The organism is Psychrobacter sp. GTC18467 (assembly GCF_055397455.1).
In genome coordinates this window covers 2,254,686-2,280,701 of the sequence record NZ_AP038920.1, presented here as the reverse complement: position 1 = coordinate 2,280,701, position 26,016 = coordinate 2,254,686, and the positions used below count along the sequence as shown (strand labels likewise).

At 45.8% G+C, this 26,016-nt stretch carries 22 protein-coding genes and 2 tRNA genes; 16 read left to right on the top strand and 8 right to left on the bottom strand.

The window, feature by feature from the left end; all coding sequences use genetic code 11:
* Positions 1-59: 59 nt before the first annotated feature.
* Positions 60-1,319 (bottom strand): ATP phosphoribosyltransferase regulatory subunit, encoded by a 1,260-nt coding sequence (locus ACZ5XY_RS10175; protein ID WP_464741333.1) that lies wholly within the window; start codon positions 1,317-1,319, stop codon positions 60-62.
* 363 nt (positions 1,320-1,682) lie between these two features.
* Between ACZ5XY_RS10175 and ACZ5XY_RS10170 the strand changes: the two genes are divergently transcribed.
* The 5 genes from ACZ5XY_RS10170 to ACZ5XY_RS10150 all read left to right on the top strand — a co-directional run bounded on the left by ACZ5XY_RS10170 (position 1,683) and on the right by ACZ5XY_RS10150 (position 6,682).
* Positions 1,683-2,072 (top strand): DUF2237 family protein, encoded by a 390-nt coding sequence (locus ACZ5XY_RS10170; RefSeq protein WP_464741331.1) that lies wholly within the window; start codon positions 1,683-1,685, stop codon positions 2,070-2,072.
* A gap of 99 nt (positions 2,073-2,171) precedes the next feature.
* Entirely contained in the window at positions 2,172-3,386 is a 1,215-nt protein-coding gene (corA, locus tag ACZ5XY_RS10165; RefSeq protein WP_464741329.1) for a magnesium/cobalt transporter CorA, read from the top strand.
* A gap of 184 nt (positions 3,387-3,570) precedes the next feature.
* Positions 3,571-4,662 carry an RCC1 domain-containing protein gene (locus ACZ5XY_RS10160; RefSeq protein WP_464741327.1) on the top strand — a complete coding sequence of 364 codons (1,092 nt, stop codon included), beginning with the start codon at positions 3,571-3,573 and terminating at the stop codon, positions 4,660-4,662.
* On the top strand, positions 4,611-5,162 hold the full coding sequence (locus tag ACZ5XY_RS10155; protein ID WP_464741325.1) for an RCC1 domain-containing protein: 552 nt from the start codon (positions 4,611-4,613) through the stop codon (positions 5,160-5,162). The genes ACZ5XY_RS10160 and ACZ5XY_RS10155 overlap by 52 nt, the downstream gene beginning before the upstream one ends.
* Before the next feature lie 89 nt (positions 5,163-5,251).
* Positions 5,252-6,682, top strand: coding sequence for a di-heme oxidoredictase family protein (locus ACZ5XY_RS10150; RefSeq protein ID WP_464741323.1), 1,431 nt, complete (start codon positions 5,252-5,254; stop codon positions 6,680-6,682).
* A gap of 92 nt (positions 6,683-6,774) precedes the next feature.
* Here ACZ5XY_RS10150 and ACZ5XY_RS10145 read toward each other — a convergent pair whose 3' ends face one another.
* Together ACZ5XY_RS10145 and folD are read right to left on the bottom strand one after the other, a co-directional pair.
* The gene (locus ACZ5XY_RS10145; RefSeq protein WP_464741321.1) at positions 6,775-7,248 is read right to left on the bottom strand and encodes a phosphate-starvation-inducible protein PsiE; all 474 of its coding nucleotides are present in this window, start codon (positions 7,246-7,248) and stop codon (positions 6,775-6,777) included.
* 1 nt (position 7,249) lies between these two features.
* A complete protein-coding gene (folD, locus tag ACZ5XY_RS10140; RefSeq protein ID WP_464741319.1) occupies positions 7,250-8,158 on the bottom strand; it encodes a bifunctional methylenetetrahydrofolate dehydrogenase/methenyltetrahydrofolate cyclohydrolase FolD in 909 nt (302 codons plus the stop codon).
* Between the two features lie 271 nt (positions 8,159-8,429).
* Between folD and ACZ5XY_RS10135 the strand changes: the two genes are divergently transcribed.
* Positions 8,430-8,503 (top strand) — tRNA-Cys (locus tag ACZ5XY_RS10135).
* Positions 8,504-8,607: 104 nt separating this feature from the next.
* Positions 8,608-8,694: transfer RNA gene (locus ACZ5XY_RS10130), tRNA-Leu, on the top strand.
* Between the two features lie 230 nt (positions 8,695-8,924).
* Here the strand turns inward: ACZ5XY_RS10130 and ACZ5XY_RS10125 are convergent.
* Positions 8,925-11,243 (bottom strand): TonB-dependent siderophore receptor, encoded by a 2,319-nt coding sequence (locus ACZ5XY_RS10125; RefSeq protein ID WP_464741317.1) that lies wholly within the window; start codon positions 11,241-11,243, stop codon positions 8,925-8,927.
* 123 nt (positions 11,244-11,366) lie between these two features.
* Positions 11,367-12,623 (bottom strand): LD-carboxypeptidase, encoded by a 1,257-nt coding sequence (locus ACZ5XY_RS10120; protein WP_464741315.1) that lies wholly within the window; start codon positions 12,621-12,623, stop codon positions 11,367-11,369.
* Between the two features lie 267 nt (positions 12,624-12,890).
* Between ACZ5XY_RS10120 and ACZ5XY_RS10115 the strand changes: the two genes are divergently transcribed.
* Positions 12,891-13,673, top strand: a complete 783-nt coding sequence (locus ACZ5XY_RS10115) for a YkvA family protein (protein ID WP_464741313.1) — start codon at positions 12,891-12,893, stop codon at positions 13,671-13,673.
* A gap of 65 nt (positions 13,674-13,738) precedes the next feature.
* Here the strand turns inward: ACZ5XY_RS10115 and ACZ5XY_RS10110 are convergent, their stop codons facing one another.
* Together ACZ5XY_RS10110 and ACZ5XY_RS10105 are read right to left on the bottom strand one after the other, a co-directional pair.
* A complete protein-coding gene (locus tag ACZ5XY_RS10110; RefSeq protein WP_464741311.1) occupies positions 13,739-14,044 on the bottom strand; it encodes a hypothetical protein in 306 nt (101 codons plus the stop codon).
* Positions 14,045-14,063: 19 nt separating this feature from the next.
* Positions 14,064-14,663: a hypothetical protein gene (locus ACZ5XY_RS10105; RefSeq protein WP_464741309.1), complete on the bottom strand. Its 600-nt coding sequence runs from the start codon at positions 14,661-14,663 to the stop codon at positions 14,064-14,066.
* A 168-nt stretch (positions 14,664-14,831) separates the two neighbouring features.
* Here ACZ5XY_RS10105 and dnaQ point away from each other — a divergent pair, with 168 nt between their 5' ends.
* The 8 genes from dnaQ (at position 14,832) to ACZ5XY_RS10065 (ending at position 23,089) form a co-directional block, all read left to right on the top strand.
* Positions 14,832-16,247, top strand: a complete 1,416-nt coding sequence (dnaQ, locus tag ACZ5XY_RS10100) for a DNA polymerase III subunit epsilon (RefSeq protein WP_464743865.1) — start codon at positions 14,832-14,834, stop codon at positions 16,245-16,247.
* A 185-nt stretch (positions 16,248-16,432) separates the two neighbouring features.
* Positions 16,433-18,115, top strand: coding sequence for a hypothetical protein (locus ACZ5XY_RS10095; RefSeq protein WP_464741307.1), 1,683 nt, complete (start codon positions 16,433-16,435; stop codon positions 18,113-18,115).
* On the top strand, positions 18,116-18,991 hold the full coding sequence (gene nudC, locus ACZ5XY_RS10090) for an NAD(+) diphosphatase (RefSeq protein WP_464741306.1): 876 nt from the start codon (positions 18,116-18,118) through the stop codon (positions 18,989-18,991).
* A gap of 98 nt (positions 18,992-19,089) precedes the next feature.
* Positions 19,090-19,926 (top strand): RnfABCDGE type electron transport complex subunit B, encoded by an 837-nt coding sequence (locus ACZ5XY_RS10085; RefSeq protein WP_464741304.1) that lies wholly within the window; start codon positions 19,090-19,092, stop codon positions 19,924-19,926.
* 124 nt (positions 19,927-20,050) lie between these two features.
* Positions 20,051-20,695, top strand: a complete 645-nt coding sequence (gene nth, locus ACZ5XY_RS10080) for an endonuclease III (protein WP_464743863.1) — start codon at positions 20,051-20,053, stop codon at positions 20,693-20,695.
* A gap of 303 nt (positions 20,696-20,998) precedes the next feature.
* Positions 20,999-22,165, top strand: a complete 1,167-nt coding sequence (metK, locus tag ACZ5XY_RS10075) for a methionine adenosyltransferase (protein WP_464741302.1) — start codon at positions 20,999-21,001, stop codon at positions 22,163-22,165.
* 136 nt (positions 22,166-22,301) lie between these two features.
* Positions 22,302-22,595, top strand: coding sequence for a DUF3144 domain-containing protein (locus ACZ5XY_RS10070; RefSeq protein WP_464743861.1), 294 nt, complete (start codon positions 22,302-22,304; stop codon positions 22,593-22,595).
* Between the two features lie 149 nt (positions 22,596-22,744).
* Positions 22,745-23,089, top strand: coding sequence for a hypothetical protein (locus tag ACZ5XY_RS10065; RefSeq protein ID WP_464741300.1), 345 nt, complete (start codon positions 22,745-22,747; stop codon positions 23,087-23,089).
* Positions 23,090-23,213: 124 nt separating this feature from the next.
* Here ACZ5XY_RS10065 and clpB read toward each other — a convergent pair whose 3' ends face one another.
* Positions 23,214-25,808 carry an ATP-dependent chaperone ClpB gene (gene clpB / locus ACZ5XY_RS10060; protein ID WP_464741298.1) on the bottom strand — a complete coding sequence of 865 codons (2,595 nt, stop codon included), beginning with the start codon at positions 25,806-25,808 and terminating at the stop codon, positions 23,214-23,216.
* Between the last annotated feature and the right edge of the window lie 208 nt (positions 25,809-26,016).

Below are 26,016 nucleotides of genomic sequence, written 5' to 3'. Positions count from 1 at the left end.
CAAACTTTAATGGCGCTTATCAAACGCTCATAACTTTTTATAAATGCTAATTATAAATGCTAAGCTTTAATCAATTGCCAAGCGCCGTCTGTCAACGCCAAACGGTGCGTTAATTTATTGGGCAAATCATCCGCGCTTAATGGCAGGGTCACGCAAGCGCCGGAATCTCGAAGCTCACTCAGTTTTTGCTGAAGCGCGGCGGCTTGCTTAGTATCTGCTGATTGCAAATCGGTAAAATCAACGACCACAATCTCGGGAGCATTAAGCGCAATATGATTGACCAATCGGCTAACATCTAAGCTAAATCCGGTTGCCGCGCGCCGTGACTGGCTTTTTTTATTGTCAAAGCGACCACCGCGAACCAAAGGCTGCGACTCATTGTTGATATAACCATTAAACACGATGCCGGTATGGTAGTGATAGCCGGACAATTCGGTGACATCAATGCTCACTTGGCACTGCCACGCCTTTTCTAAATGCGCTTTTAAGCTCATTAAATCCTCGGCAGCCGCCATCAACACGGCATCAGCTTTGGCAGTTTCGGACAGCGACTTTAACAGCGTTGGAATGTCATGACCAAATCGTGCCAGCGCATAAAAATCATCGCCCATACCAAGTGACTGGCAAAGGCGTTTTAATTCAGGAAGATTTTTATTGGCATAAAGCGGCATCAATTGATTGCTGTCGTCCTCAGTTAATTCAGCAAGCACGGATAAGCGCTCAAAAATCGCCACGTGACCCAAATCAATATGCAGCTGAGCGTTTAACTCAAGGTCACTTAGCATAGCAAACAGCATATCAATCAGCTCAATGTCGGCGGCAAGCTTGGCGCAGCCAAAGATTTCTGCGCCCAATTGAAACGGCGTTCTTGAGCCAAAAAGCCCGTTTGGCAGGGTATGAATCACTTGACCGGCGTAGCAATAGCGCGCAATTCCTTGACCGCCATAATGACGGTCAATTCGCAAAATTTGCGGGGTAATGTCGGCGCGAAGCCCCATTAAGCGGCCCGTCAATTGGTCAATGATTTTAAAGGTTTGCCGCTTTAAGTCTTCTGAGGCGTCACTTAATAGCGACTCGGTAAACTCAATCATCGGCGGGCTGACCAACTGGTAGCCGTGGGAAATAAGCTTTTGAATTAAGCGATGACGAAGCCATTCTTGTTTTTGGGCATCGTCAAATAAGACATCGCTGACCCCATCTGGAAGCAGCCAACTGCTTGCCACTTCACGGGCAAAATTACTGTAAGGAAGGCGCGGGGTCTTGGGAAAATCGTCCCCTTGATTGGCGGTAGATTGAGCAGAATTTGAACAAACAGACACAATAAATCCTTGTTTGGCATAGCACTTGCCAATGGGCGCGGCATAATTCGGGCGTCAAACCTTTTAATGAGGTTTAATCCATCCTCCCGTTTTATGCAATAAATTTTCAAGGCACTTTATCATCAAGTTTAGCATAATCGCTAAGCCTCGCCTAGTCACAATTGGCGTTAATTGCGACCAATATTTTAGCTTAGCTTGCGATTTTTGCTGATTTTCAAAGCCCTGTTCAAGCTGAAATAGCTTAAGATAAAATAGCGCCGGCAGCGACTGCTTGGGCTTGCAACAAAAGCGCTTTCAAGAATTTGGCTAAAAAAGTAATCGGCAGTCATGTTACACTAGCGCTTATTTTGTTTTGGAGGCATTATGTCGCAAGATTATCACCCCAATCCGGCAATCAATCAGACCAACGTTTTAGGAACGGCGCTTGCCAGCTGCTGCTTTGACCCAATTACCGGCTATTATCGCAATGGCTTTTGTCATACTGGCAATCATGACGTCGGTCAGCATACCGTTTGCGCGAAAATGACCAGCGAATTTTTAAATTTTTCAGCAAGCCGCGGCAACGATTTAATCACCCCGCTTCCTGAGGTTAATTTTCCAGGGTTAAAGCCGGGGGATTTTTGGTGCATTTGCGCGCTTAGATGGGTCGAAGCCCTTGATTTTGAGGTCGCGCCGCCGTTAAAACTGACCGCTTGCCACGAAAGCTTACTTACCCTTGTCGATATTGACACGCTCAAGCGCTTTGCCATTTGATTTTTAAAACGCATCTTTAACAAGCCAACCTTTAAAAATCAAAATTGCGCGGTTAACCAAATTTTATTTAACTGATTCACCTATAAAAAAGGAGGGGGCATGAGCCGCGATGACTCCAAAATTGTTGATATTACCACGCGAATTACATCTGACCCCAATGCCAACCGCTTATTCGCCCAAGCCGAGCATTCAGAACTTGCCGATTTAGATTCCGACAGCTACATTTATGGTGACTCAGAAGCCACGCTTGAGGACACCATCGAAACCATGACGGTCTATGACCCCGACTCTGAGCGCTATGAGGACATTGAATTTACCAGTGTCGATGAGGTGGTTAACTGCTATTCCTACTCGCGAAAAACGGGCGAAAACCTTGACAGATTAGCTATTAAAGATGTCAGCCGCGCGTTGACCAACAACGGTCAATTTATTTGGCTTGGGCTTTACGACCCAAGTTTGCAAACCATTGAGGACGTTAAAAGCGCTTTTGATTTGCATGAGCTTGCCATTGAGGACGCCTTTGCCGACCATCAACGCGCCAAAGTCGAAAACTACGACAATGACACCATATTTTTGGTCATTCGCACCGCCAAGCTTGAAAATAATGTCATTCGCTACGGCACGACGGCGATTTTTATGGGAAAAAACTATTTGATTACCATTAGAAATGGTCCGTCAAACTCTTACGCGCCGGTTCGCGAGCACTGCCACCGCCGACCTGAAAAGCTGCGAATGGGGCCTATTTTTGTGCTTCACGCTATCCTTGACTTTATCGTTGACAACTATATGCCGGTTACCGACCGTTTGGGCAGCTATTTGCGCGAGCAAGAACGCAATATTTTTACCTATACCTTTAGTAAAGAAACGCTGCAAAATTTGTATGAATTAAAAGCGCAATTGGTGCATATGCGCGCGGTGATTTTGCCGGTTCAAGACATTTGCAGCTTTTTTATCAACCATAAAAAAAGTGATTTGGTCTCCCCGTTTTCGCAAGCGGCAAAGCCTTACTTTCGCGATGTAAACGACCATTTATTGCACTCGCTTGATGCGATTAACGGTTTAAACGAGATGCTCAGCGTGGTGATGAACACGTATCTTGCCATGGTCAATATGGGTCAAAACGAGGTCGTTCGCAAGCTTGCGGCTTGGGCGGGAATTTTGGCAGTGCCAACGGCAATCGCCGGAATTTATGGGATGAACTTCGACTTTATGCCCGAGCTGCATTGGAAATATTCTTATTTGGTAATCATGCTGTTTATTGGTGGGCTTTGTTCCTTTTTATACTATAACTTTAAACGCTTAGGTTGGTTGTAAGCCATTGATTTTACCTCAACGCTTGACTTTAATTTTGAGCTTAAACTAGCGCTGAGGCTAATAAAAGATTGATTATCATTATACCTTGTAATATTATTTGAGCAATTCTTACGCCTGTGATGCCAATTATCACAGCTTTATTGCGCTTAATATCCCATTAAGCCTTTGCTCAAATGAGGTTATGATGCGATTATCCAAGTTATCTCAAGCCGTGGCGCTCAGCGCTGCTGCCCTTGCCCTTAGTGCTTGTAATAATGATTCTGACAATGAATCAAACGTGGTGCGCGATGTCACGCCGCCGTTATTAACTACGGATGACAATTTTAATAATGGTCATACTGACGTTGCCGGCGTATTTTTAGTTGGTGATGCTAAGGATGATGGCGGGGTCAAATCCGTCACTTACCAAATCAATGATGGCGCGCCCAAGGCACTTAACATCGATAATAACGGTCATTTTGCCCAAACTATCGCTTTACATCGCGGTGAAAACGCCATTAAATTGACCGCAACGGACAAGGTTGGCAATCAATTAAGCCTAAATAAAATCATCTATTTAGGCGATACCATTGCCGCCGGAAATTCGCATTCAGGGGCGATTAAAGACGGTAAGCTTTTTGGTTGGGGTCGCAATAACTTTGGGCAAACTGGTATCGGCATCACCTCAAAGCTTGGGGAAGCTAGTCATCCGGATACGCCAACATTAGTTAATAATGCGCCAACGGATTTGGTCAGCTTAAGTTTTAACCAAAACCACTCGCTTGCTATCGATAAAAACGGTCAAGTTTACAGTTGGGGTGAGGACAAATCGGGGCAATTAGGTCGCGGTAATACTGGTCGCGACAACTGCACCACCGCAAAAAATGACTGCCGATTGACCATTGCCGCCATTCCCAATATTGCAAATGCCGTGACGATGGCAGCAGGCTATCGCCATAATTTAGTGCTTGATAGTGATGGCAATGTCTGGGCATTTGGCGCAGGAAGCAATGGTCAGCTTGGCAACGGCGAAACCGTCAATAGCAGCTCGCCTGTTCAAGTTGATTTTTCTAAAGCTGAAAATGTCGGTCGCCTCATTCAAGTGGCAGCAACTGCCAATTCCTCGTTTGCGCTCGATGACAAAGGTCAAGTTTGGGTTGGGGCAGCGATGCTTACGCCAATTTTGGTCGCGGAGTCCCGTGTAATAAAGCCAATAGCTGCCTTGATGTTCAAGCAACCCCGATATTGCTTCCGGTTAGCAAATTCAGCTCTCAAGATGAAAAAATCATCCAATTAGCCACCGGTCGCGACCATGTTTTAGCACTTACCAATAAAAACAGCGTTTACGGTTGGGGGCTAAATGCCACAAGCCAAGTCGGTTATAACGGCGCAGGTTATAAAGATACCGATAAATCTTGGGGCAGTATGGTGACGACAGCCAAAGCTTTGCCTTGGTTTCAAGAAAAGTCCGTTCGTAGGCTATTTGCTAATGGCAACTTAAGCTACGCGCTACTCAATGACGGCAAAGCTTACCCTTGGGGCATGTACGGCGAAACTAAAAACGTTGATGGTAAAGACAAAACTGTTTATGACAACCTCAACGAGCCTGAAGACCGACTTCAAAATATGAAAGCGATTGATAACATGGCAATGGGGCCACTGCACCAGATTGCTAAAGAGACAGACGGCAGCATTTTTAGTTGGGGCTGGAGCTTTGAGGGTTCTTTGGGCAAAAAAGACACCCTTGATACGTGGATGTTTAATACGCCCATCGTTGTTGATTTTCCTGCCAATTAACCAACCACTTATCCGCAATAGCACAACCAAAGGGGGCTTGTTTAAGCCGCCCTTTTTTTATTAGCCCGCATCTTTTATTAGGTTTTTTCATGACAACCAACTTTTTTAACGCCCGCGTTTTAAGCAAAAACTTTGTCCCAACCTTGACTGTCCTAAGCTTTGCGCTATTGCTTAGTGCTTGCGGCGGCTCTGATGACAGCGCAAACGTTACGCCAAGCCAGCCAAATCCGCCGACCACTCCGGACAATTCAAACCCTACCGATACCAATTGGCAACCGGTTGGCGGCGCAGCAACGATTGCAGGCGACAGCTACCGCCCGTTTTTGCAAATTATCCCAAACTTGCCAAGCCGTGAGTTTAGTAATGTTTCAACCGGTCGCGAATTGTTTGTGGCTCAGTGGCAACCGGCAAATCAAGGTCAGCCGCTGCTTGATGGTTTAGGACCGCTATTTAACGCCAACGCTTGTACCCAGTGCCATAGTGACTCAGGTCGCAAAGCTATTTATTTAGCCAATGGTGAGCTGAGCGACGCGATTTTATTTCGTTTGGGTGATAAAAATGGTTTGGCGCATGCCGATTTTGGCGAGCAGCTTCAGCATCAAAGTATTGATGCCAGCATTTTACCTGAAGGTCGCGTCCACTTTGCACCAATCGCTGCGACAAGCACAAATCCCGCCAGAATCCAATTTCACTTTACGCCAAGCGATAGCAATCAGTCATTAGGCGCAACTGCAATGAGCGGTCGCATCTCCCCACAGCTGCTTGGAATGGGACTGCTTGATTTAATCCCTGAAGCCGATATTATTGCCGCTGCCAACAATGCTAAAAAAGACGGCGTCAAAGGTCGGGTTCATTTTGTTGATGATCATGGTCAAAAAAAGGTGGGCAGGTTTGGTTGGAAAGCCATCAATCCAAGCCTTCGCGTTCAAAATGCCAATGCCATGTCACAAGATATGGGGCTGACCTCCTCGGTATTTTTAGCGCCCAACTGCACGGTCAACCAACCAAGCTGCTGGACGCTACCAAATGGCGGTAGCCCTGAAGTTAGCGACAGCGTTCTTGATGCGGTGACTGACTTTATGACCGCCCTTGCCGTCCCCGACCGCCGGATTGACAATTTAGCTAGCTTTAATGAAGGCGCTCAGCTTTTTGATGATGTCGGCTGCGCAAGCTGTCATACGCCCAAGCAAAAAACTGGCAACAGCCCGCGCTTTGCCCTGCTTGCCAATCAAGTGATTTATCCTTATACCGATTTATTGCTTCATGACATGGGCTCAGGACTTGATGATGGCGTTAAAGAAAAAGGCGCCCAAAGCTTTGAATGGCGAACGCCGCCGCTTTGGGGCATTGGCATTACCGCAAAAGACCCAGACGCGCGCTTTTTACATGACGGTCGCGCAGGCTCAATCACCGAAGCCATTCTTTGGCATGGCGGCGAAGCAGCAACAGCAAAATCACGATTTGAAAAACTCGATGACAATAAAAAGCAAACCTTGCTTAACTTTATTAACCGGATTTAAATTTTTTAACATTTAATAAAAACCCCTAGAACACGTAAATTGTTCTAGGGGTTTTTATTGCGGTTTAAATTTGAAGCCGTTTAAATAGGCATTTAAACTTTCGGCGGATTGCTCTCTTGTTTCACCGGATGCTGGTAGTCGGCAAGCGTTTCCTCAGGACTACCAAAAGTTTTTGCCGTCCATGTCAAAATCACTACTGAGCCACTTAGCGCCAAAATCGCAATCGAAATCGTTGCAAGCAGCCACAAGTGAAAATAATCTGAAACAGCTTGAACATCGACTACCAAATGCCGCGACAGCGCGGTGATGGCAATAAAAATTAAAAACTGAACCGGCAGTCGGTGGGTTTTAAAATAAATGCCAATCATCGCGAGCAATTCAAGGTAAATAAACAGCAGCAAAATGTCTTTTAAATCTGCCGCGCCCTTTTGAAGAATGACAACAAACTCTTTTCCTGCCGTCCAAACCACCACCACGGTAATTAAAAATAAAATTGCATAGTGACACAGATCAACAAAGGTACGACCTGCCGACTGTAGCGACGCGGGGCAATGGCGATTGCTCATATCAGCTCATAATATCGACATCAAGCCCCGCCGCTTTTTCAGCAGCAGCAACCGTTTGGCGAATCAATGTGTTAATGGTCATAGGACCAACGCCACCTGGAACTGGCGTATAGGCGCTTGCTACCTTTTCTAATCCGGAAAGCTCAATATCACCAACGCCACCTGATTCGGTTGGATGGAATCCAGCATCAACCACGACCGCACCTTGTTTAATCCACTCAGCGCGAATCAATTCTGGAACGCCCACCGCGCCCACGATAATATCTGCGCGCTTGACAAAGCTTGCCAAATCTTGGCTTTTTGAATGGCAAATGGTCACCGTACAATTGGCGTTCAACAGCATCATCGCCATCGGCTTTCCTAAAATCGGACTGCGACCAACTACGACTGCCTCCTTGCCCGCAAGCTCAATATTATAATGATTGAGCAGGTGCATGATGCCTTGTGGCGTGCACGAGCCAAACGCCGACTCGCCCATACTCATGCGACCAAAGCCAAGACAAGTCACGCCATCGACATCTTTATCAAGGTCGATTTGTTCAAAGCAGGCACGCTCATCGATATGACTTGGCACAGGGTGCTGAAGTAAAATCCCGTGAACGTCCGGATTGTTATTTAGCTCATCAATTTTGGCTTTTAACTGCTCAGTTGTGGTCACACTTGGCAATTCAACCTTCATCGACTCCATGCCAACGCGCTTGCAAGCATTGCCTTTCATGCGAACATAGGTGGCAGAAGCGGGATCATCACCAACCAAAATCGTGGCTAAAATTGGGCTTCTGCCTGTTTTTTGCTTTAATTTCTCAACGCGAGCGCTCAAATCTTTTTCAATGATTTTTGCAAGCGCCTTACCATCAAGCACCAAAGTTGACTTATTATCAGACATTTCGTTAATCTTAGCTTGTGACATAGCAGCTCCATAAGTAAAAGGCAAAAAATAGCGCAAAATTGAGCTTTATTGTACCTATCTTAGTCATAAAATCCCACTCAAAAGCCTAATTTTGATATAAAACTCTTATTTTTAAATGCGTAATACAGTTTTGGCGCTCAAATTTTGAAAACCCCTTTAAATAATTTAAAAAATAATTCAATAAAATCAATAGCCAAACAACTATTGTCATAATTTATAAAAAAAGGGCTTGTAATTTAAAAAATATTTGCTAATATGGGTCACCTTGATGGGCTGGATGGCAGAGTGGTCATGCAGCGGACTGCAACTCCGTTAACGCCGGTTCGATTCCGACTCCAGCCTCCAAATTTTAAAAAGTCGTTAAATTTTACTTGCAATTTTCAAAAAGTAAACTATAATAGCGACCACTGAGTTAAGCAGCCAATTGCTGATACGCTCAAGCAAGTTTTGCCCGGGTGGTGAAATTGGTAGACACAAGGGATTTAAAATCCCTCGCTAGCAATAGCGTGCCGGTTCAAGTCCGGCTCCGGGTACCATTATACGAAAGCTTTACAACATATAGGTTGTAAAGCTTTTTTATTGCGCATATTTTAAGAAATACTTTGCCCGTTGTATCCCTAAAGCATGGTTTTGATACTATTTTGACACTTAGCTTTAGCAGCCTACTCTTTTTAATATTATTGATTTTTATTATCAAAATTTATAAAAGCTTACCCTGCTAGGTCATCAAACCTAACAGAGCAAATTTTTCATCAAACGCGGCTGATTAAAACTTATAACTGAGCGCCGCCTTAATCTCGCGACCCTCACCTGCCAAGTTAAAGGTATTGTTCGTGCCAATACGTTCATAATAGTCATTATCAAATAAGTTATAAACGTTTAATTGACCCGTCAGCTGCGGGCTAAATGGATAGCTGACCATGGCTTCCCAAGTTTGGTAAGCTTTAGCCTGAACGCCTTGCGCGGAGGTGTATTTGCCTACAGCATTGACGCCAAGTCCAAGGCTCAATGGATTCGGAAGCCAGTTCTCGGCTTGATAATTGACCCAAAGGTTTCCGGAGTGTTTAGGAAGCAGTAAAAAAACACCATCGTTTTGGGGACTTGAGGCGTGCTTGATGTCGCTGTCCAAATAGCTATAGCCACCAGTGATTTGCAAGTTAGGTAAAACCTCGCCATTCACTTCAAGCTCAACCCCTTGCATTTGCCGTTTGCCAAGCGCGACTTGGTCGCCTGCTACCGTTGGCGCGGCGGCATTCGTATCCACCAAACGATAGCTGCTTAAGCTGCCTGAAAGCTGGTCGTTTAAATGGGCTTTAAGACCGATTTCAAACTGCTCACCCTCACGCGGCTTTAAGATGTTGCCGTTTTTATCATTCACAAATTGCGGGGTGAACACTTGCGAGAAGCTGCCATAAGCGTTGATATTGGGCGTCAATTCATAAACCAAAGCGCCATAACCAGTTGCTTTATGGTTTGTTCCCAAGCTGGCGCTGACGTTGGTAACCTTATCTTGGCTGTCCACTTTATAGCTGCTTAAACGCCCGCCGGCAATCAAGTTTAGTTTATCTATCGGCTGATAGTTCACTTTGGCATAAAGTCCTGCTTCATTTAGGCGGTTGTCTGAATGCGTCAGTCGGTAACCTTTTTGCTGTTGCCGACCCTGCTCTAAAACATCAACAAACGGTAAATTATTGATTTGCTCAGCAGTTAAGTCTTTAGCGATTGCCAACGACCGTGCGGTTGCATTGTCGGTATCAAAGCGCTTAAAGTCCGCACCAATCACGTATTTGCTTTGCTTATCGCCCAAATAAAATGGCTGGGTTAAATTAATATCCGCGCTTAGCGCCGTTTCAGCAAATTCTGAACCAATACCCGCCACATTGGTTTTGCCATTGGCCAAAGGACTTCCGGCAAAGGTGTAATTAAAATCAGCTTCTCGCTTTGAGTAGCGAACGCCGGCATTAATGACGCCTTCGTTGTCCAATTGATGCTCAAAATCAGCAAAGACATCTTGAGTTTGGTTGGCAAAGCCATTCCACTTTGAGCCATAAAAATCACGGTTTGGCAGATTTAATAACGTGCCATCAGCAAGTGTTGGCAAGCCGTTATTCGGTGAGAGGTTGCGTTTTTGCAATAAATAACCGACGCCAACTTTACTGTTTTCATTAAGCGTTTTATCTAAGCTTAAATACAAGCTGCCATTTTTATCATCGCTGCCGGTGATGTCACTGACCACTGGATTTTTTTGCTGCTGCAATTGAACCACAGCGCGACCAACCAGACTGTCATCACGGCTGATGCCGCCTTGCAAATCGGCAACGACTTCTGCACCTTTTGGGTTACTAATACTGGCTTTAAGCTGTTGGTCTGCACCAACTTGACCGCGCTTTCGCACCAAATTAATGACGCCTGCCATATCGGCGCCGGAATCAAATAGTCCTGAGGCACCGCGCTGAATTTCGACCCGCTCAAATGCTGCCAAGTTTGGCTGAGTGCCACCAATACTAGAAATCGGCGCTGCTAACCCATCAACGCTAAAGCGGTCAAACTCATAGCCGCGTGAAAAAATCGACGAGCGACCGTCACTGGTTTTTAATACTCGAATGGCTGGGGTTCGCTTGGCAACTTGGTCGAGGGTAACCGCGTTGACATCGTCAATCTTAGCGCGGGTCACCACGCTGACTGACTGGGGAATATTTTCTAAATACTCAGGCGTTTTTGAGCCGACCGTTGCCACATTGGCGTTATAAGTGTCGTTATCTTGGCTGACATCACTATCCCTTGCAATGCCACTTGCTTTGGCTTTGACCACGATGGTATCAAGCTTGGTGCTTGGGGTAGCGTTGGCTTGGCGGGTAGTTTTTGAGCTTAAATCTACTTGCGAAATGCTCGCCACCTCTTGCGCTGCCATCGCACTCATTGACAATACCAGTAAGCTTGCTGCCGTACCAAAACGTATGATTGGGCTTGCCAAAACTGCGCCATCATTTGCTTTGCACTTCACTTTTTTTAACGATGTTAACATGTCGGATTTGACATTGATTTGTTGAAACAACTGCTGATGGCGACCAATTATTTTTGGCATAAGCACTCCTTAAACCTTGCCAAACGGCAATAAAGATGAAATTACAGACTAATAATTCAAAGCGATTAGTAATCAACTTTTTAAAAACCACATTTAAAAGTAAGCTTTGCTAAAAGCTATGAATCACGGGCTAAGAAATAAGCCCTCAAGAGAAATGGCGCTTGGATTGATGGTTGGATAATCCCTAAAGCTTAAGCAAAACCCTAATTTGTCAGCAAGCGCTAACGGCTTAATTTGACACGTCGCCCCAAGCGGAAAGCTTTGCTTATTTGCCACATGACCAAAGCCAAAACCGCTATAAATTGGAATACCGGTTAACTGATAAAGCTGCTCAACCACCACCGCCATATCATAGCGCGCGTCATAGCTGTCTTTGCTAAACCCAGACAGCGCCCCAAATACAATGGCTTGTTGATTTTTAAACGCGCCTGCTAAATACAAGTCGTAAAGCATTCGCTCAACGCGATACGGCGTCTCGCCAACTTCTTCTAAAAATACAATGCCGCCATCTATTTTTGGTAAAAACTCACTGCCAGCAAGCGCCGATACCACGCTTAAATTACCGCCCCAAATCGTTCCCTGAAGCGTTTGATTAGGATTTTTTGACAAAATAAGTGGTAGATTTTTTGCTGTTAATTCAGGCGATTGAACGTCAATGGTTAAATTTGGAATCGTTAACGCTTCAACAAATTGCCGAGTGCTGTTGACATCGGGCGCAACTTTACCAAATTCGGTATTGAGCATCGGCGCGGCAAGCGAGGTCATACCGCCCTTTGCCAAAAGCGCGCACTGAATCGCGGTCACATCACTAAACCCTGCCAAAATCGTCCCGCGCTCTTTTAACACTTGCCCTAACGTTTGCCAATCCACCAGCGGCAATAATCGCATTGCGCCATAACCGCCGCCGACACCCAAAAGCAGCTTGGGCGCGGTAACGCCACCGGTGGCAATATTTTGCAAGTCACTTGCGCGCTGACGATCCGTTCCTGCAAAGCGCAAATATTGGCGATTGACGATGTCAGGATTTTTAATATCAAATCCGGCGCAAGCCAGTCGCAGCAAGCCGCGTTGGTTGCGAGCCTTATCGCTACTGACGTTTGAGCTGGCAAATAGCCGCGTCTCAACCGTTGGCAAAAGGCATTGGCTCACCTTTACCGATGGCAATTGCTGATTGGTCGGCGTTACCGCATCCCCTTTATTTACCACTTTCGGCGATGCCAACTCTGCTGCGCGCGCTGCCCCTGAGCTTAGCATCAGCCCTGCCCCTGAATAATTTGCCAGCTTTGCTAAAAAGCGCCGCCGAGTGACACCACTTGGGCAAGGCGGGCTATTTTTTTGATTTGATGATTTTTTTGCCAATGCTTGGGTTACGTTTGTCATTGCTAAAGCTACTTTTTGAATGAGCGCGATTCTTGCTGGTCAATAATCGGTTACGTAATAGAAAATCTTGCGCTAACTTTTATATTCGTTATAACAAATGATTAACCAATCTCATTTGCTATTGCCGCAAAACTGTTGTTATAGTAGCAAAATTATGCGGTCAAAATCAGCCTAATTTACCTTTCTTAATACTGATAGCGACCCCATGCATTGTCATTGATAATTTCTAACCGCATTGCTAAAACCATAACGACAAGGAGCAATTTTATGACGGACACCAACTCAAACAACCATTCAAAAAGCAGCTCAGAAGATAAGGCGCCAACCGATTTACAAAATAACGCTCAAAGCCAAACTGCCCAAAACGATAACCAAAAAAATAGCGCGACTGACGACAAAACCAACCCTCAATCGCCAAACACCTCATCAAAAAATGCAGGCGATAACAGCAATAATGGTGATAAAAAAAGTAGCGACAACAAAGACAATTCAGCGGATAGCGCTCAAGATAAGGACAGCGGGTCAAACCAAACCCCTGCAAGCCAAAAAGAAAATAACGATAAAGACAGCAATTCAAAAGCTACTAATGACAAAAAAGACGACGCGAAAAAAGACAATGATAGCGACAGCGAGGTGAGCGAAAGCGAGAAAAAACTGCTCGGCGTGGATATTGAGTCTATCTTAGACAAAGAAGAAGCGCTCAAAGATAAGCTAAAAGAAAGCTCGCATCTTGAACGCTTTGCGACGGATATTTCGTTATTTATCAGCTTGATTAAAGACTACTATCACGGCAATTATCGTAAAATCCCATATAAGTCTATTTCGTCAATCGTGATTGGCTTGATTTATATCTTAAATCCGATTGATATTATTCCTGACTTTATTCCGGTAATTGGCTACGTTGATGATGCGCTAGTGATTGCGTTTTGTTTAAAAATGGTCGAAAAAGACCTGCGCGATTATGAAGCTTGGAAAGCGCAGCAAGATGGCGATAGCAGCAACAAAGACGCAAACTCAAAAGACAGCAAGAACAGCGAACAAAAAGCTTAAGCCTTATTTTTTGCAAAAACAATCATCACCGGTTGAGTGATGATTGTTTTTTTATCCGCTTAAGATTAATCGGGGATATTGTAATTGGCGTTTTCAGGATTGATGCCAAAGGAAAATACAAAGGTTGCCGCCAAACTATTGATAACAATAAACATAACATCTGGCGTTGAATGACCCAAAAGAAAGCGCCCAATTAAAAATGACACCATCAGCATCACCACGAAAAACCCGCCCAAATAGCTTAAAATGACCGGATGAGTCAGGCCATAAGGCGTCTTTGGCACAGGTTTATTGTCCAGTATTTTTGTTCGGGCAAGCCAGCCTGCCACGTACGCCAAGCCGCCAAGTACCAAATATCCCAAAAAATTCATAGCTTAAGCCTTAAGTTTATTATTGTGCCGCGCTTTTAGTGCCAGTTCCCATGTTGGGGTCGTCATTCACATTATCAATGACGATATTGGCGTGTGGATTTGCCAAAATATCGACATTGACATCATCGCACTCGACTTTGTAAATGGTGTTCGCGCCTTTATAAATAAACGCTAAATATTCACTGTCTAAAAGCGGGTCAATATTGGCGTAAGCCGGCAAAACGTGCGCCATCACCAGTTGTTTATCAGGGCGGCCAATCACCGCATCAACATTATCGGCATCAATTGAAAAGTATTTTTTCAAATTGGCTTTATCGAGCGCCTCTAAAGGCTCAGGCGTGTCCCAAACGCGGTTGGCGCTTTTTGGTTCTTTCATTTGCATGACCCAAGCGCCGTTTTGTTCGCTGATTTTAATTTGCGCCGGTTCATCAAAGCTTACGGTGTAGCAGCCTGCAAAAGTAGCAAGATTGCCCGTTTCAGCTACCGCTTGATTGTCGGTTGCAACCTCATTTTCCGCCGCTTTTTTATCGCTACAAGCCAACAGCAGCGAGCTACTTGCAACAGTAATGACAAGCAGGGCAGTAGAAACTAGGGAGGAGTGATGGCGTTGATTGAGCATTATAATTATCCTAAAGTGGCAAAAAAGAGAGAGCAAATTGCACTTAGTTTAGCAGAAATCATAGCAATAATATGGGGGTATCACTGATAATTATCCACAGGTCGTTGCTTATAATGACGACAAATTTGCTATAATGGTTGTCAATTTATTCTGCTGAGCCTTGCTATGATGTCACCTCCTACAAAATCGCCATCATCCAACCCCTTAGCCGCAAAAGCCAATACCACGGTCGCTTATACTGACGGGGCTTGCAAAGGCAATCCGGGCGCAGGGGGTTGGGGCGCGCATTTGATATTTAGTGATGGTCGAACTCAAAATCTATATGGCGGCGAGAGCGAAACCACCAACAACCGAATGGAGCTGTTAGGTGCCATCAAAGCCCTTGAGCACAGCCCGCATCATGAGATGCTTGAGGTTTGGACGGACTCTAATTATGTCCAAAAAGGCATTACCCAGTGGATTTCGGGTTGGAAAGCTCGGGGTTGGAAAAATTCAAGCAATCAGCCGGTTGCCAATCAAGATTTGTGGCAGCAGCTGGATAAGCTTTGCCAAAATCGGCGCGTGACTTGGCACTGGGTCAAAGGTCATGCCGGTCACGCGGGCAATGAGATTGCCGATGAGCTTGCCAATCTTGGGGTAACTTCAAGCCATGTTGAGGACGAGGCTAAAAAAAAAGCAATGACAGTAACTAATGACGATTGGCTTACCCGCGACCCGCTTGGTTGGGATGAGCCAACTTTGGCGGCTGACCATCAAATGGTCGATAATGATTCAGCGCAAATTATGGAGCACCAAGCTGACGCTGACCTAGAGATTGCCGAGTTTGATGGCGATACCAGTCGCGCCAATCCGCACTTTCGCCCCCTGTTGCCAAATCCCATTCATAAAAATCACCCCAACCGCCAGCTGATTATGGACACCGAAACCACAGGGCTTGAGGCGATGAATGGCGACCGCATTATTGAGGTGGGGATTGTCGAGTTGGTCGGTCGCAAATTTACCGGCGAAAAGCTTCACGTTTACATCAACCCCAAACGCGGAATGGACGACGAAGTCATTCGGATTCACGGCATTTCTGAGGCGTTTTTGGCAGATAAGCCAACTTTTGAGCAAATCGCTGAGCCGTTATTAAATTTTATGGAAGGTGCTGAGGTCATCGCTCACAACGCCAGCTTTGATATGACCTTTTTGGCGATGGAATTTGGCAAGCTTGGCATCACTGATTTTGAGCAGCGCGTTCGGGTCACCGACTCCTTACAGCTTGCCAAGCAGCAGTATCCGGGGCAAAAAAATACCCTTGATGCCCTCGTTCGCAGGCTTGATGTGGGCAAACAAGACCGAACCTTTCACGGGGCGCTTCTTGACTCCGAGATTTTAGCTGAAGTTTATTTGGCAATGACCGGCGGTCAGGTGACGCTAAATATTGATGAAGATACCCTTAGTGAAGGGGGTCAAACCGCGCATGCCGCATTTGCCAATCTTGCTGAGCTTTTGGTCACATCAAACGCTGATATTGCTGCCCATCAGCATTGGCTAGAAAGCTTGATTGCGGATTATCCGGCGCTTGAGACGCAGCGCTTTTAAGAAAGCGGCTAGGTTTTATTGACCGATTCCCATTAAAACAACAAAAGCCCAAGCTTAAGCATTGCTTTTTGTCATGAAACCTTTTTTAATAGTAATGCCTTTTGATTTTAAGAATTTTTAATTTATCCTGAGAGCAAAGTTGTAAGGTTTATTTTGCCTATTCAGTGGATTATGGAACAATAACAATGAGTCAATCAGAATCTTTAGCCTTCGTTACTCCCAACTTAAGCGTCACCAACTTTGATCTGCCCTCGCTACATTTATTGCATGATGAAATTTTAACCATCTTAAAAGATACCGAAACTCATTTAAGCGAATTTAACGATGATTTAGAACAAGCGCCGTTATTGCTTGATTCTATTGATGTGTTAAAGCAGCTGGCTTGTATTTTTGAGCTCATGTCTCTTGCCGGCGCTCAGGTATTGACCACGGCTGTGGCTCATGGTTTGCAGCATTTATATGATGGCGCTGATAATAGTGATACGGCGCTTATTATGGATTTGTCTGAAGCCATCATGATGCTTGACCGCTATGTTGAGTTTGTTCTGTTAACTGAAACCGTTGAGCCAAAGCTTTTGGTACCCATCATCAATAAGCTCAATCGTTATGGCGGTCATCCGCTGCTTGATGAGGATTATTTTTCTGAGTTTGGCAGCAGTAGCGTGGTGATTGCTAACCCTGAGGCGAACTTTGAACCCCTATCAAGGCTTGGTCTTGATCAACAGCTATTAACCAATGCCTATCGCAGTGGTCTTAACGTTGCCTTGCACCATCAAGAGGGTAAATTAAGCGAAAATGAGCAAAAATGTTTAAACGCCATGAGCGCGGCTTGTGCATTGATTGCCGCCCACTCACAAACGCTGTTTTGGCAAGCGGCAGCAGCGGCGGTCAATCAGCTTGAAACCCTTCTGCCTTTAACCTTAAACCAAAAGCATACGCTCATTTATTTAGAGCAGCAGTTTCACCATTACCTGCCGGTGATGGACGCACGCTTTGCTGATTTGGTTGCCTTGGCTTGCTTACGCGACAATCCTTTGGCACTGGCAATCAAGCAGCAATATGCCAATAACCAATTAAGCCTTGAGCAGCGTGAGCAAATGCGCCGGTTTTTATTTGGACCTAACCGGCAAGTGACCGATACCCTAAACGATTTAATTCAAGCGCAAATCAATGGCATTAAAGACGAGGTGGATAGCTTTGCTCGTGGCGAATCGATGATTTCAAGTGACGTTCAATCCGCGCAAATTACCGCAGAGTTAAGTCAACTTGCCTCAACCATGCGCTTGCTTGGACTGAGCGCCGCCGCTGATGCTTTAAAACAAGCTGCTATGGCAGTACAAAATTGGCAAACGCCGACCCCAAGTGACTTTGACCATTTGTTATTAGCATTGATGAGCGCTGAAAATGCCACCATCACCATGGCAAAATTACGAACCCCCGGTGCGGTCAAGCTGCCACTGCATAACCATCACATTTCATTGCATCAACTGGATACGGCTTATGAAACCTTAGTGGCAGAAAGCCGAACCGCCATAGCGTCAGCGGAGCAAGCATTAAACGATTATTTGGCAGACAGCGCCCGCGATGCGCTTAACATTCAAAATACGCCAGAGATGATTCGCCAAGTGGCAGGCGCGGCACGGTTTTTACGACTGCCGATTTCCGCCAGTATGCTCAGTCAACTTGCCAATTATATTGAGGAGCGCTTAGCGGCCAATCAACCACTTAATGACGATGCCCTTGCGCATATTGCTGATGTGATGATGTCGGTTGATTACCGCTTAGAAAGCTTTGAGCACAACCGACCGGTCAATCAGCAATCGCTTGATGTGGCTCAGCAAAGCTTAAGCAAGTTGTTGGCGGCATAATTGATGACCACTACGTTACTTTTTGATAGCGACAATGTGCTTTGCCAAAAGCGAGATAACTTTTGGCAGCCTATCGCTGTACCTTTTGATGCTAGAAAAATTGCAAATCTTGAGTATCAATTTGGCTTTGTGCCATTGTCCGATCAGCCTGATTACAAAGACTTTCAAAGCGCAAAATCAGCTGACTTTGCGATGAGTGTAAGCTTTGCCAATAGCCATGATATTGAGCTGCCCGCGCTTGCAGACGCCATTGATTTTATTAATTACCGAACGCTGATGCCCATCCTGCCTCAGGATTTGGGCGCAAGACTGAGTGAGGCGATCCAATTATTACGCTGGCAAGCCGATACCCGCTTTTGTAGCCGCTGCGCCAGTACGGTTACCGCTGCGCCCCTTGGTGAGCGGGCGATGGTTTGTGCGACCTGTCATCTGCGCCAATATCCAAGGATTCAGCCTTGCGTCATTACCGTGATTACGCGCCCTAATCCAAAATCAGGCGTCATGCAGATTTTACTTGGTCATCACCACCGCTACGGTCAAACGGTGCTGCCACTGCAATATGGTTTAATTGCCGGATTTGTCGAGGTTGGTGAAACTTTAGAAAATGCGGTATCGCGTGAGGTGCTTGAAGAGGTCGGCATTCATGTTACCAATATTCGCTATATCAGCAGTCAGCCGTGGCCGTATCCGTCCAATTTAATGCTGGGCTTTCGCGCGGAATATCAAAGCGGCGATATTGTCATTCAAGAAGAGGAGCTGTCACACGCCGATTTTTTTGATTTGACCGCTTTGCCCAAAATTCCATTTAAAGGCAGCATTGCTTTTGATTTGATTGCTAAAGTTGCCGCCGAGCAGCAAATTTATTTAGATGCTTAAGTTATTTAAGGATTTAAGAAATAAAAACGCTTAGGCTATTTAATAAAAAATGCTAAAACCCTAGCTAGGATTTTCCAAGCCAATTAATTTGTCAAACTATGAGCCAACCTGACCCAAAAACGCTGCCCTTTATTGAGTTGCCGCTTTTATTTAAGCCGCTTAATCTTGCTCAGCAGCCTGTCGCTATTCAGCAACAAATCAGCGCCATCAATGAGGTACTGCCGCAAACTCAGTGCGGACTTTGTAATCATCCAGACGGCTGCTTGCCTTATGCCGCTGCCATCGTGATGGACAATGAGCCTTATAATAAATGCGTTCCGGGGGGTCAGCCGGTCACCGATGCCATTGCCAAAATTATTGGTAAAGAACATCAAGCGCTTAGTGCCGCCAAATCAAACTGGGAAACGGATGCGATAACCGGTCGCCCGCAAGAAATGCGCGCTATCATTCGTGAGGCTGACTGTATCGGCTGCACCAAGTGCATTCCGGCGTGTCCGGTCGATGCCATTGTCGGCACCGGCAAGCACATGCACACCATTTTTACCGAGCTTTGCACCGGCTGCGAGCTTTGCATTGCACCCTGCCCTGTTGACTGCATTGATTTGGTGCCGATTTCACGGCAAATCAGCGCGGATACTCGGCAAATTGAGCAGCACGATTTACAATCACGCTATTATCATCATTTAAACCGCGTTGCGGACAGTTTGACTGACAGCCGTCATGCTAAGCCTGTCGTGAGCATGATGGAAGCCAAACTTAATAACGCGACCACCCAAAGCCTTGACATCAGTGCCGAGGACGCCAAAACAACCATTGCCGCCGCCAAACTGCGAACCAAAATTAAAAAACTTGAAAAGCAGCTAAGCGCCCGACCAAATGCGCAAAAACAAAGCGAGCTTGACGCGCTAAACGCTGAACTTGCCGCTCTTATTTGACCTTGTTTCATCTGGTAATTTATTTTAATAATAATTAAAAAGAAATTTTGCTATGACCACTGCCAAACCTGATAAGCCCAAACGCATCACCAATAAAACGAGCGAGACGCCGCCATCACGGCGAATGCCGAACGCCAGCGTTTACCCTTTTTTTGAAAAACTTGCGGCGACCATTGCCGAACCCGTCACTGAGCTGAATTACCAAAGCAATTTTGAATTATTAATCGCGGTGATTTTATCCGCGCAAGCGACGGATGTGAGCGTCAATATCGCCACCCGTCAGCTGTTTCCGGTAGCAAATACCCCAAAAGATATTTTAGCGCTTGGCGTTGAGGGTTTAACACCCTATATCAAAAACATCGGGCTTTATAACGCCAAAGCCAAAAATGTCATTAAAACCTGCCAAATGCTCCTTGATAATTTTGGCGGTGAAGTTCCAGACAACCGCAAAGATTTAGAATCGCTTGCCGGCGTTGGTCGCAAAACGGCAAATGTGGTGCTCAATACTGCTTTTGGTCAACCCACCATGGCAGTCGACACGCATATTTTCCGCGTTGGCAATCGAACCGGACTTGCTACCGGCAAAAACGTACTTATCGTTGAGCAAAAGCTGCTTGAGCGCACCCCTGACGAGTTTATTATGCTTGCCCATCATTATTTATTGCTTCATGGTCGCTATACTTGCCAAGCCAGAGTGCCAAAATGCGGTGAATGCCCCGTCTTTAACGAGTGTATGTTTAAAGATAAACATGCCTTTTTAGAACGCTAAATGAACATGCGCAATTAAAATAAAAACGATTACTTTTATTCCTTTTTGGCATTTATAGAAGTTAAATAATCAGCAAAACTCCGCACAACTTTTGCATTTGGCATTATTTTTACGGTTTTGGCTCACCATTTTTTCACTTAAAACGCTTGAAGCAATCCTGCCGCTGACTAGAGTTTTTGACCATTTCAAGGTAGAATAAGGCAATTTTTTAGCCAAAAAAGCGATAACCTCTTCTTATAATAAAAAGCGTTACTTAGCTGACGGCTTTTTTTCCTTTGTATTGTTTTAAAAAAGTGATTGATTATGCGCGAATATAATTTATTTACCTCCGAGTCCGTCAGCGAAGGTCATCCTGACAAAATGGCGGATCAAATCTCAGATGCCATTCTTGATGCGATTTTACGTGAAGATTTGCAAGCTCGCGTGGCTTGTGAAACCTTGGTTAAAACCGGCGCGGTCGTTTTAGCCGGTGAAATTACCACCTCGGCAAACATTGATATCGAGCGCCTCGTTCGTGATACGGTCAATGGCATTGGCTATCACCATTCAGATTTGGGCTTTGATGGCGAGACTTGCGCGGTCATCAACATGATTGGCAAGCAGTCGCCTGAGATTGCCCAAGGCGTGGATAGAAGCTCACCTGAAGAGCAAGGCGCCGGCGACCAAGGTTTGATGTTTGGCTATGCCAGTAACGAAACAGAAGTGTTAATGCCCGCACCCATTGAGTTTGCGCACCGTTTGATGGAGCGTCAATCAGAGCTGCGCCGCGCAGGTGAATTGCCTTGGCTGCGACCTGATGCCAAAGCCCAAGTCACCCTTAAATACGAAGGCAGCCGTCCGGCAGCCATTGACGCGGTGGTACTGTCCACTCAGCATGACCCAAGCATTTCGCAAAAAGACTTGCAAGAAGCGGTCATGGAAATGATTATTAAGCAAGTTTTGCCTGCTGAACTTTTGCATCAAGGCACGCGCTACCATATCAACCCAACCGGAAAATTTGTCATTGGCGGTCCTGTAGGGGACGCAGGGCTTACCGGTCGCAAAATCATCGTTGACACTTACGGCGGTATGGCGCGTCACGGCGGCGGCGCCTTTAGCGGTAAAGATCCCTCTAAAGTTGATCGTAGTGCGGCTTATGCGGTTCGCTACGTGGCAAAAAATATCGTTGCAGCAGGGCTTGCCGACCGCTGCGAAGTTCAAATCAGCTACGCGATTGGCGTTGCCGAGCCGACTTCAATTTCGGTGAACACCTTTGGCACCAACAAAGTCAGCTATGAAGAAATCATTCGCTTAATCCGAACCCATTTTGACTTGCGACCTTATGGCATCACCAAAATGCTAGATTTATTGCAGCCGATGTATCAGCGCACCGCGACCTTTGGTCACTTTGGTCGAGCCGGTTCTGATAACGCCTTTACTTGGGAAAAAACTGATAAAGTCGAAGCGCTACGTAACGATGCCCGCTGGTAACTGACTTTAAAACATGATTTAAAATAAGGAACAAACCATGACGGATAAAACTTCGGACATTGACGAAACCAAGCTTGCCAAAAGCGCAGCGGTTGATGACCATACGACCGGCGATGCCCTTGAAATCACCCCTGAAATGCAAGCCTTTTATCAGCGCGCCGATGCCATTATCAGCCTTGCCAACAGCCAATTAGGAAGCGAGGCGCATTCCGGTCAAGTGGGCGCATCCCTGCTTTACGCCGCTGCCCGTTATAGCGCGTCTGTCGCGTCAATTGGCTTTGTCAAAGGTGATGATTTTGCTAAAGAAAAAGACGACATCGTTGAATTTTACGCCAAACAATACCGCCAAATGCTCAGCGATAACTTAACCGATTACGCGCAAAACTTTGATAAATACGTTCAGCTCAATCAAAGCGATAAAGATAAATAAGCTAATTTTTTAATTAAATCATATTTTCAATAATTAAAAATAGCTCAAAATCATTTGGGCTATTTTTTTTAGCTTTATAAAAAGCTACTTTTCTTCATGACCTTTTCGGTTATGATAATTTTAACAGTCACGGTCAAGGAGGCGCAATCATGAAAAATTTTTCAAATATCTTGCCTGCCAAAAGCAAAGCTGGCTTGCTCGTTGCAGCGTTAACCTTGCCGCTGCTACTTTCCGGCTGTAATAATACGCAACCTGCAAAAACTATGGACAGCTCGACCATTCACGCCCCAAAGTCTGATACTTCAAATGCCGATGGCGCGTTTAGTACCTGCCCGCCATTTAATCCGGATAATAATATTTGTACCATGCAATACGATCCGGTTTGCGTAAAAATCAAAGACAAGTCAGGAATCCATTATAAAACGGCAGGAAACTCCTGCTCAGCTTGCGGAACTCCTGAAGCCATTGGCTTTACTCAAGGGGAATGTTCATAACGTCTCATTGCCAAAGTTAGTAACATCCCTTAACTAAAAAAAGCCCCGAAACCAAATGAGCTTCGGGGATTTTTAAAAAACTGATTTTAAAAATTGCAAACTGCTAAGGTTTAAACCAAAACGTTTAGCTCAGTCTTAATTTCTCAAAAGTCAGCTTGTCATTAGCGCCAACATCGACTTTGATGATATCGCCTGCCACAAAGTCACCGGCAAGCAGTCGCAGCGATAGCGGGTTTTCAATTTCCTGTTGAATGGCGCGTTTTAAAGGTCTTGCGCCATAAACTGGGTCGTAACCGACCGAAACCAATTGATTCATTGCCTCATCACTCAAGGTAATATCAAGCTCGCGCTCTTGTAAGCGGCGACGCAAACGCTCGATTTGAATGTCAGCAATTCCTGCCATTTGCGCTTGACCAAGCGGATGGAAGACGACGATTTCATCAATCCGGTTCACAAACTCAGGGCGGAAATGCTCGCCAACCGCGTCCATGACTTCAGCTTTAATGTCCTCGTAGCTTTCGCCTGCCATCTCTTGGATTTTGTGCGAGCCTAAGTTACTGGTCATGATGATGACGGTATTTTTAAAATCAACCACGCGACCTTGTGAGTCGGTCAAGCGACCATCATCAAGCACTTGTAGTAAGATGTTAAAGACATCCGGATGGGCTTTTTCGACCTCATCAAACAGCACCACGCTATAAGGCTTTCGGCGAACCGCTTCAGTCAACACGCCACCTTCTTCGTAACCTACGTAACCTGGAGGCGCGCCCACCAAGCGGCTGACACTATGTTTTTCCATAAATTCGCTCATATCGATGCGAACCATGGCGTCCTCAGAGTCAAACAAGAAGTTGGCAAGCGATTTGGTCAGCTCCGTTTTACCTACCCCCGTAGGCCCTAAGAATAAAAACGAGCCGGAGGGTCGGTTCGGGTCAGAAAGCCCTGCTCGGCTTCGGCGAACGGCGTTAGCAACCGCTTCAACCGCTTCGTCTTGACCGATGACGCGCTCATGCAATTTGTCTTCCATTGCCAGCATTTTATCGCGCTCGCCTTGCATCATTTTGGCAACTGGAATTCCGGTTGCCGCACTAACGACTTCGGCAATTTCGTTATCGGTGACTTTATTACGAAGTAGCTTAATTCCTGATGCGTCCGCTTGCTCTTTTTGCTCCGCCAAATCCGACTCTTTAATGCGTTTTTCAAGCTCAGGAATGACGCCATATTGCAGCCGTGACATTTCAGCATAATCGCCATCACGAGTGGCTTTTTCAAGCTGAATTCGCGCTTTATCAAGCTCTTCTTTGTATTGCTGACTGCCTTGCATCAGCGCTTTTTCTGCCTGCCAAACTTCGTTTAAATCGGCGTATTCTTTTTCAAGCTCAGCGATTTGCTCATTTAACGATTTGGTTTCGGCTTGCGCGCCAGCATCTTCTTCGTTTTTAAGCACTTCACGCTGCATTTTTAGCTGAATCAAGCGGCTATCAAGCTTATCAAGCGCTTCTGGTTTGCTGTCCATTTCCATGCGCAGGCGGCTTGCGGCCTCATCAACCAAGTCAATGGCTTTATCTGGAAGCATCCGGTCGGTGATGTAGCGGTGACTCATTCGCGCCGCCGCAATAATGGCGCTGTCTTGAATGTCAACGCCGTGATGCAGCTCGTAGCGCTCTTTTAGACCGCGCAAAATCGCAATGGTGTCCTCAACGCTTGGCTCATCGACCAAGACCTTTTGGAAGCGGCGCTCAAGGGCAGCATCTTTTTCGATATATTGACGGTACTCATCAAGCGTGGTCGCGCCAACGCAGTGCAGCTCGCCGCGAGCTAAGGCCGGCTTGAGCATGTTTCCAGCGTCCATTGCGCCGTCTGCTTTTCCTGCGCCGACCATGGTATGCAATTCGTCAATGAATAAAATGACGTTGCCTTCTTGTTTTGCCAAATCGTTAAGCACCGCTTTTAGGCGCTCCTCAAACTCACCGCGAAATTTTGCTCCGGCAATCAGCGCGCCTAAATCAAGCGACAAGACTTCTTTTCGGCGAAGTCCTTCTGGAACGTCGCCGTTCACGATTTTTTGCGCTAGACCTTCAACAATCGCCGTTTTACCAACGCCCGGCTCACCAATAAGCACCGGATTATTTTTGGTTCGGCGAGAAAGTACCTGAATCGTCCGGCGGATTTCTTCATCGCGACCAATGACAGGGTCAAGCTTACCTTGTTCGGCGCGCTCGGTTAAATTCACCGTATATTTATTGAGCGCATCGCGTTGGTCTTCGGCATTTTGATTGGTCACGGTATCATCCCCGCGCAGCTGTTCAATGACGGCTTTTAATTGCTGAGCACTTGTTCCCGCGCTTTCGAAGATTTTTTTGGTGTTACCTTGTTCAGCAAGCGTGAGCAGCACCCATTCGGTGGCAATAAAGTCATCACCGGCTTTTTGTGCTTGACGGTCGGCAAGGTTTAGAACCTTCACCGAATCGGGATTTAAATTAACCTCACCGGTTGGATTGGCAATGGTTGCTTGGTTCTCAAGGGCTTTTGCCACGCCGTTTTTGAGCGCCGGAATTGACGCTCCTGCCTGCTGACAAATGGCAAGATTGGCTTCATCTTGCAAAAGCGCGGCAAGTAAATGCACCGGGTCAATGCCGGTATTATCACGACCAAGGGCAAGACTTTGCGCGTCCGCAATCGCTGATTGCAGCTTTTGGGTAAATTTTTCGAATCGCATGTTTTATCCTTTTAATAAGAGCGCTTTGGCGACATTATTTGCTTTTATTATTGCCAACTTGCACCAAGTTTGATTGACGTTTTGTCTATTGGCTTTTATATAGGGCAGCCGCTGCCCTTTTTCAAGATTTTTTGTGCAGAAATTATAAAAAAGTCAAGGTGTTTTTTAGATGATTTTTCATGCTAAATGGCGCGGATTTTTTGTTGTT

What these genes read in the sequence shown, in the direction of transcription:
- ACZ5XY_RS10170 (WP_464741331.1), top strand. Translation starts at nt 1,683, where the DNA reads ATGTCGCAAGATTATCACCCCAATCCGGCAATCAATCAGACCAACGTT.
- corA (WP_464741329.1), top strand. Translation starts at nt 2,172, where the DNA reads ATGAGCCGCGATGACTCCAAAATTGTTGATATTACCACGCGAATTACA.
- ACZ5XY_RS10160 (WP_464741327.1), top strand. Translation starts at nt 3,571, where the DNA reads ATGCGATTATCCAAGTTATCTCAAGCCGTGGCGCTCAGCGCTGCTGCC.
- ACZ5XY_RS10150 (WP_464741323.1), top strand. Translation starts at nt 5,252, where the DNA reads ATGACAACCAACTTTTTTAACGCCCGCGTTTTAAGCAAAAACTTTGTC.
- ACZ5XY_RS10145 (WP_464741321.1), bottom strand. Translation starts at nt 7,248, where the DNA reads ATGAGCAATCGCCATTGCCCCGCGTCGCTACAGTCGGCAGGTCGTACC.
- folD (WP_464741319.1), bottom strand. Translation starts at nt 8,158, where the DNA reads ATGTCACAAGCTAAGATTAACGAAATGTCTGATAATAAGTCAACTTTG.
- ACZ5XY_RS10125 (WP_464741317.1), bottom strand. Translation starts at nt 11,243, where the DNA reads ATGCCAAAAATAATTGGTCGCCATCAGCAGTTGTTTCAACAAATCAAT.
- ACZ5XY_RS10120 (WP_464741315.1), bottom strand. Translation starts at nt 12,623, where the DNA reads ATGACAAACGTAACCCAAGCATTGGCAAAAAAATCATCAAATCAAAAA.
- ACZ5XY_RS10115 (WP_464741313.1), top strand. Translation starts at nt 12,891, where the DNA reads ATGACGGACACCAACTCAAACAACCATTCAAAAAGCAGCTCAGAAGAT.
- ACZ5XY_RS10110 (WP_464741311.1), bottom strand. Translation starts at nt 14,044, where the DNA reads ATGAATTTTTTGGGATATTTGGTACTTGGCGGCTTGGCGTACGTGGCA.
- ACZ5XY_RS10105 (WP_464741309.1), bottom strand. Translation starts at nt 14,663, where the DNA reads ATGCTCAATCAACGCCATCACTCCTCCCTAGTTTCTACTGCCCTGCTT.
- dnaQ (WP_464743865.1), top strand. Translation starts at nt 14,832, where the DNA reads ATGTCACCTCCTACAAAATCGCCATCATCCAACCCCTTAGCCGCAAAA.
- ACZ5XY_RS10095 (WP_464741307.1), top strand. Translation starts at nt 16,433, where the DNA reads ATGAGTCAATCAGAATCTTTAGCCTTCGTTACTCCCAACTTAAGCGTC.
- ACZ5XY_RS10085 (WP_464741304.1), top strand. Translation starts at nt 19,090, where the DNA reads ATGAGCCAACCTGACCCAAAAACGCTGCCCTTTATTGAGTTGCCGCTT.
- nth (WP_464743863.1), top strand. Translation starts at nt 20,051, where the DNA reads ATGCCGAACGCCAGCGTTTACCCTTTTTTTGAAAAACTTGCGGCGACC.
- metK (WP_464741302.1), top strand. Translation starts at nt 20,999, where the DNA reads ATGCGCGAATATAATTTATTTACCTCCGAGTCCGTCAGCGAAGGTCAT.
- ACZ5XY_RS10070 (WP_464743861.1), top strand. Translation starts at nt 22,302, where the DNA reads ATGCAAGCCTTTTATCAGCGCGCCGATGCCATTATCAGCCTTGCCAAC.
- ACZ5XY_RS10065 (WP_464741300.1), top strand. Translation starts at nt 22,745, where the DNA reads ATGAAAAATTTTTCAAATATCTTGCCTGCCAAAAGCAAAGCTGGCTTG.
- clpB (WP_464741298.1), bottom strand. Translation starts at nt 25,808, where the DNA reads ATGCGATTCGAAAAATTTACCCAAAAGCTGCAATCAGCGATTGCGGAC.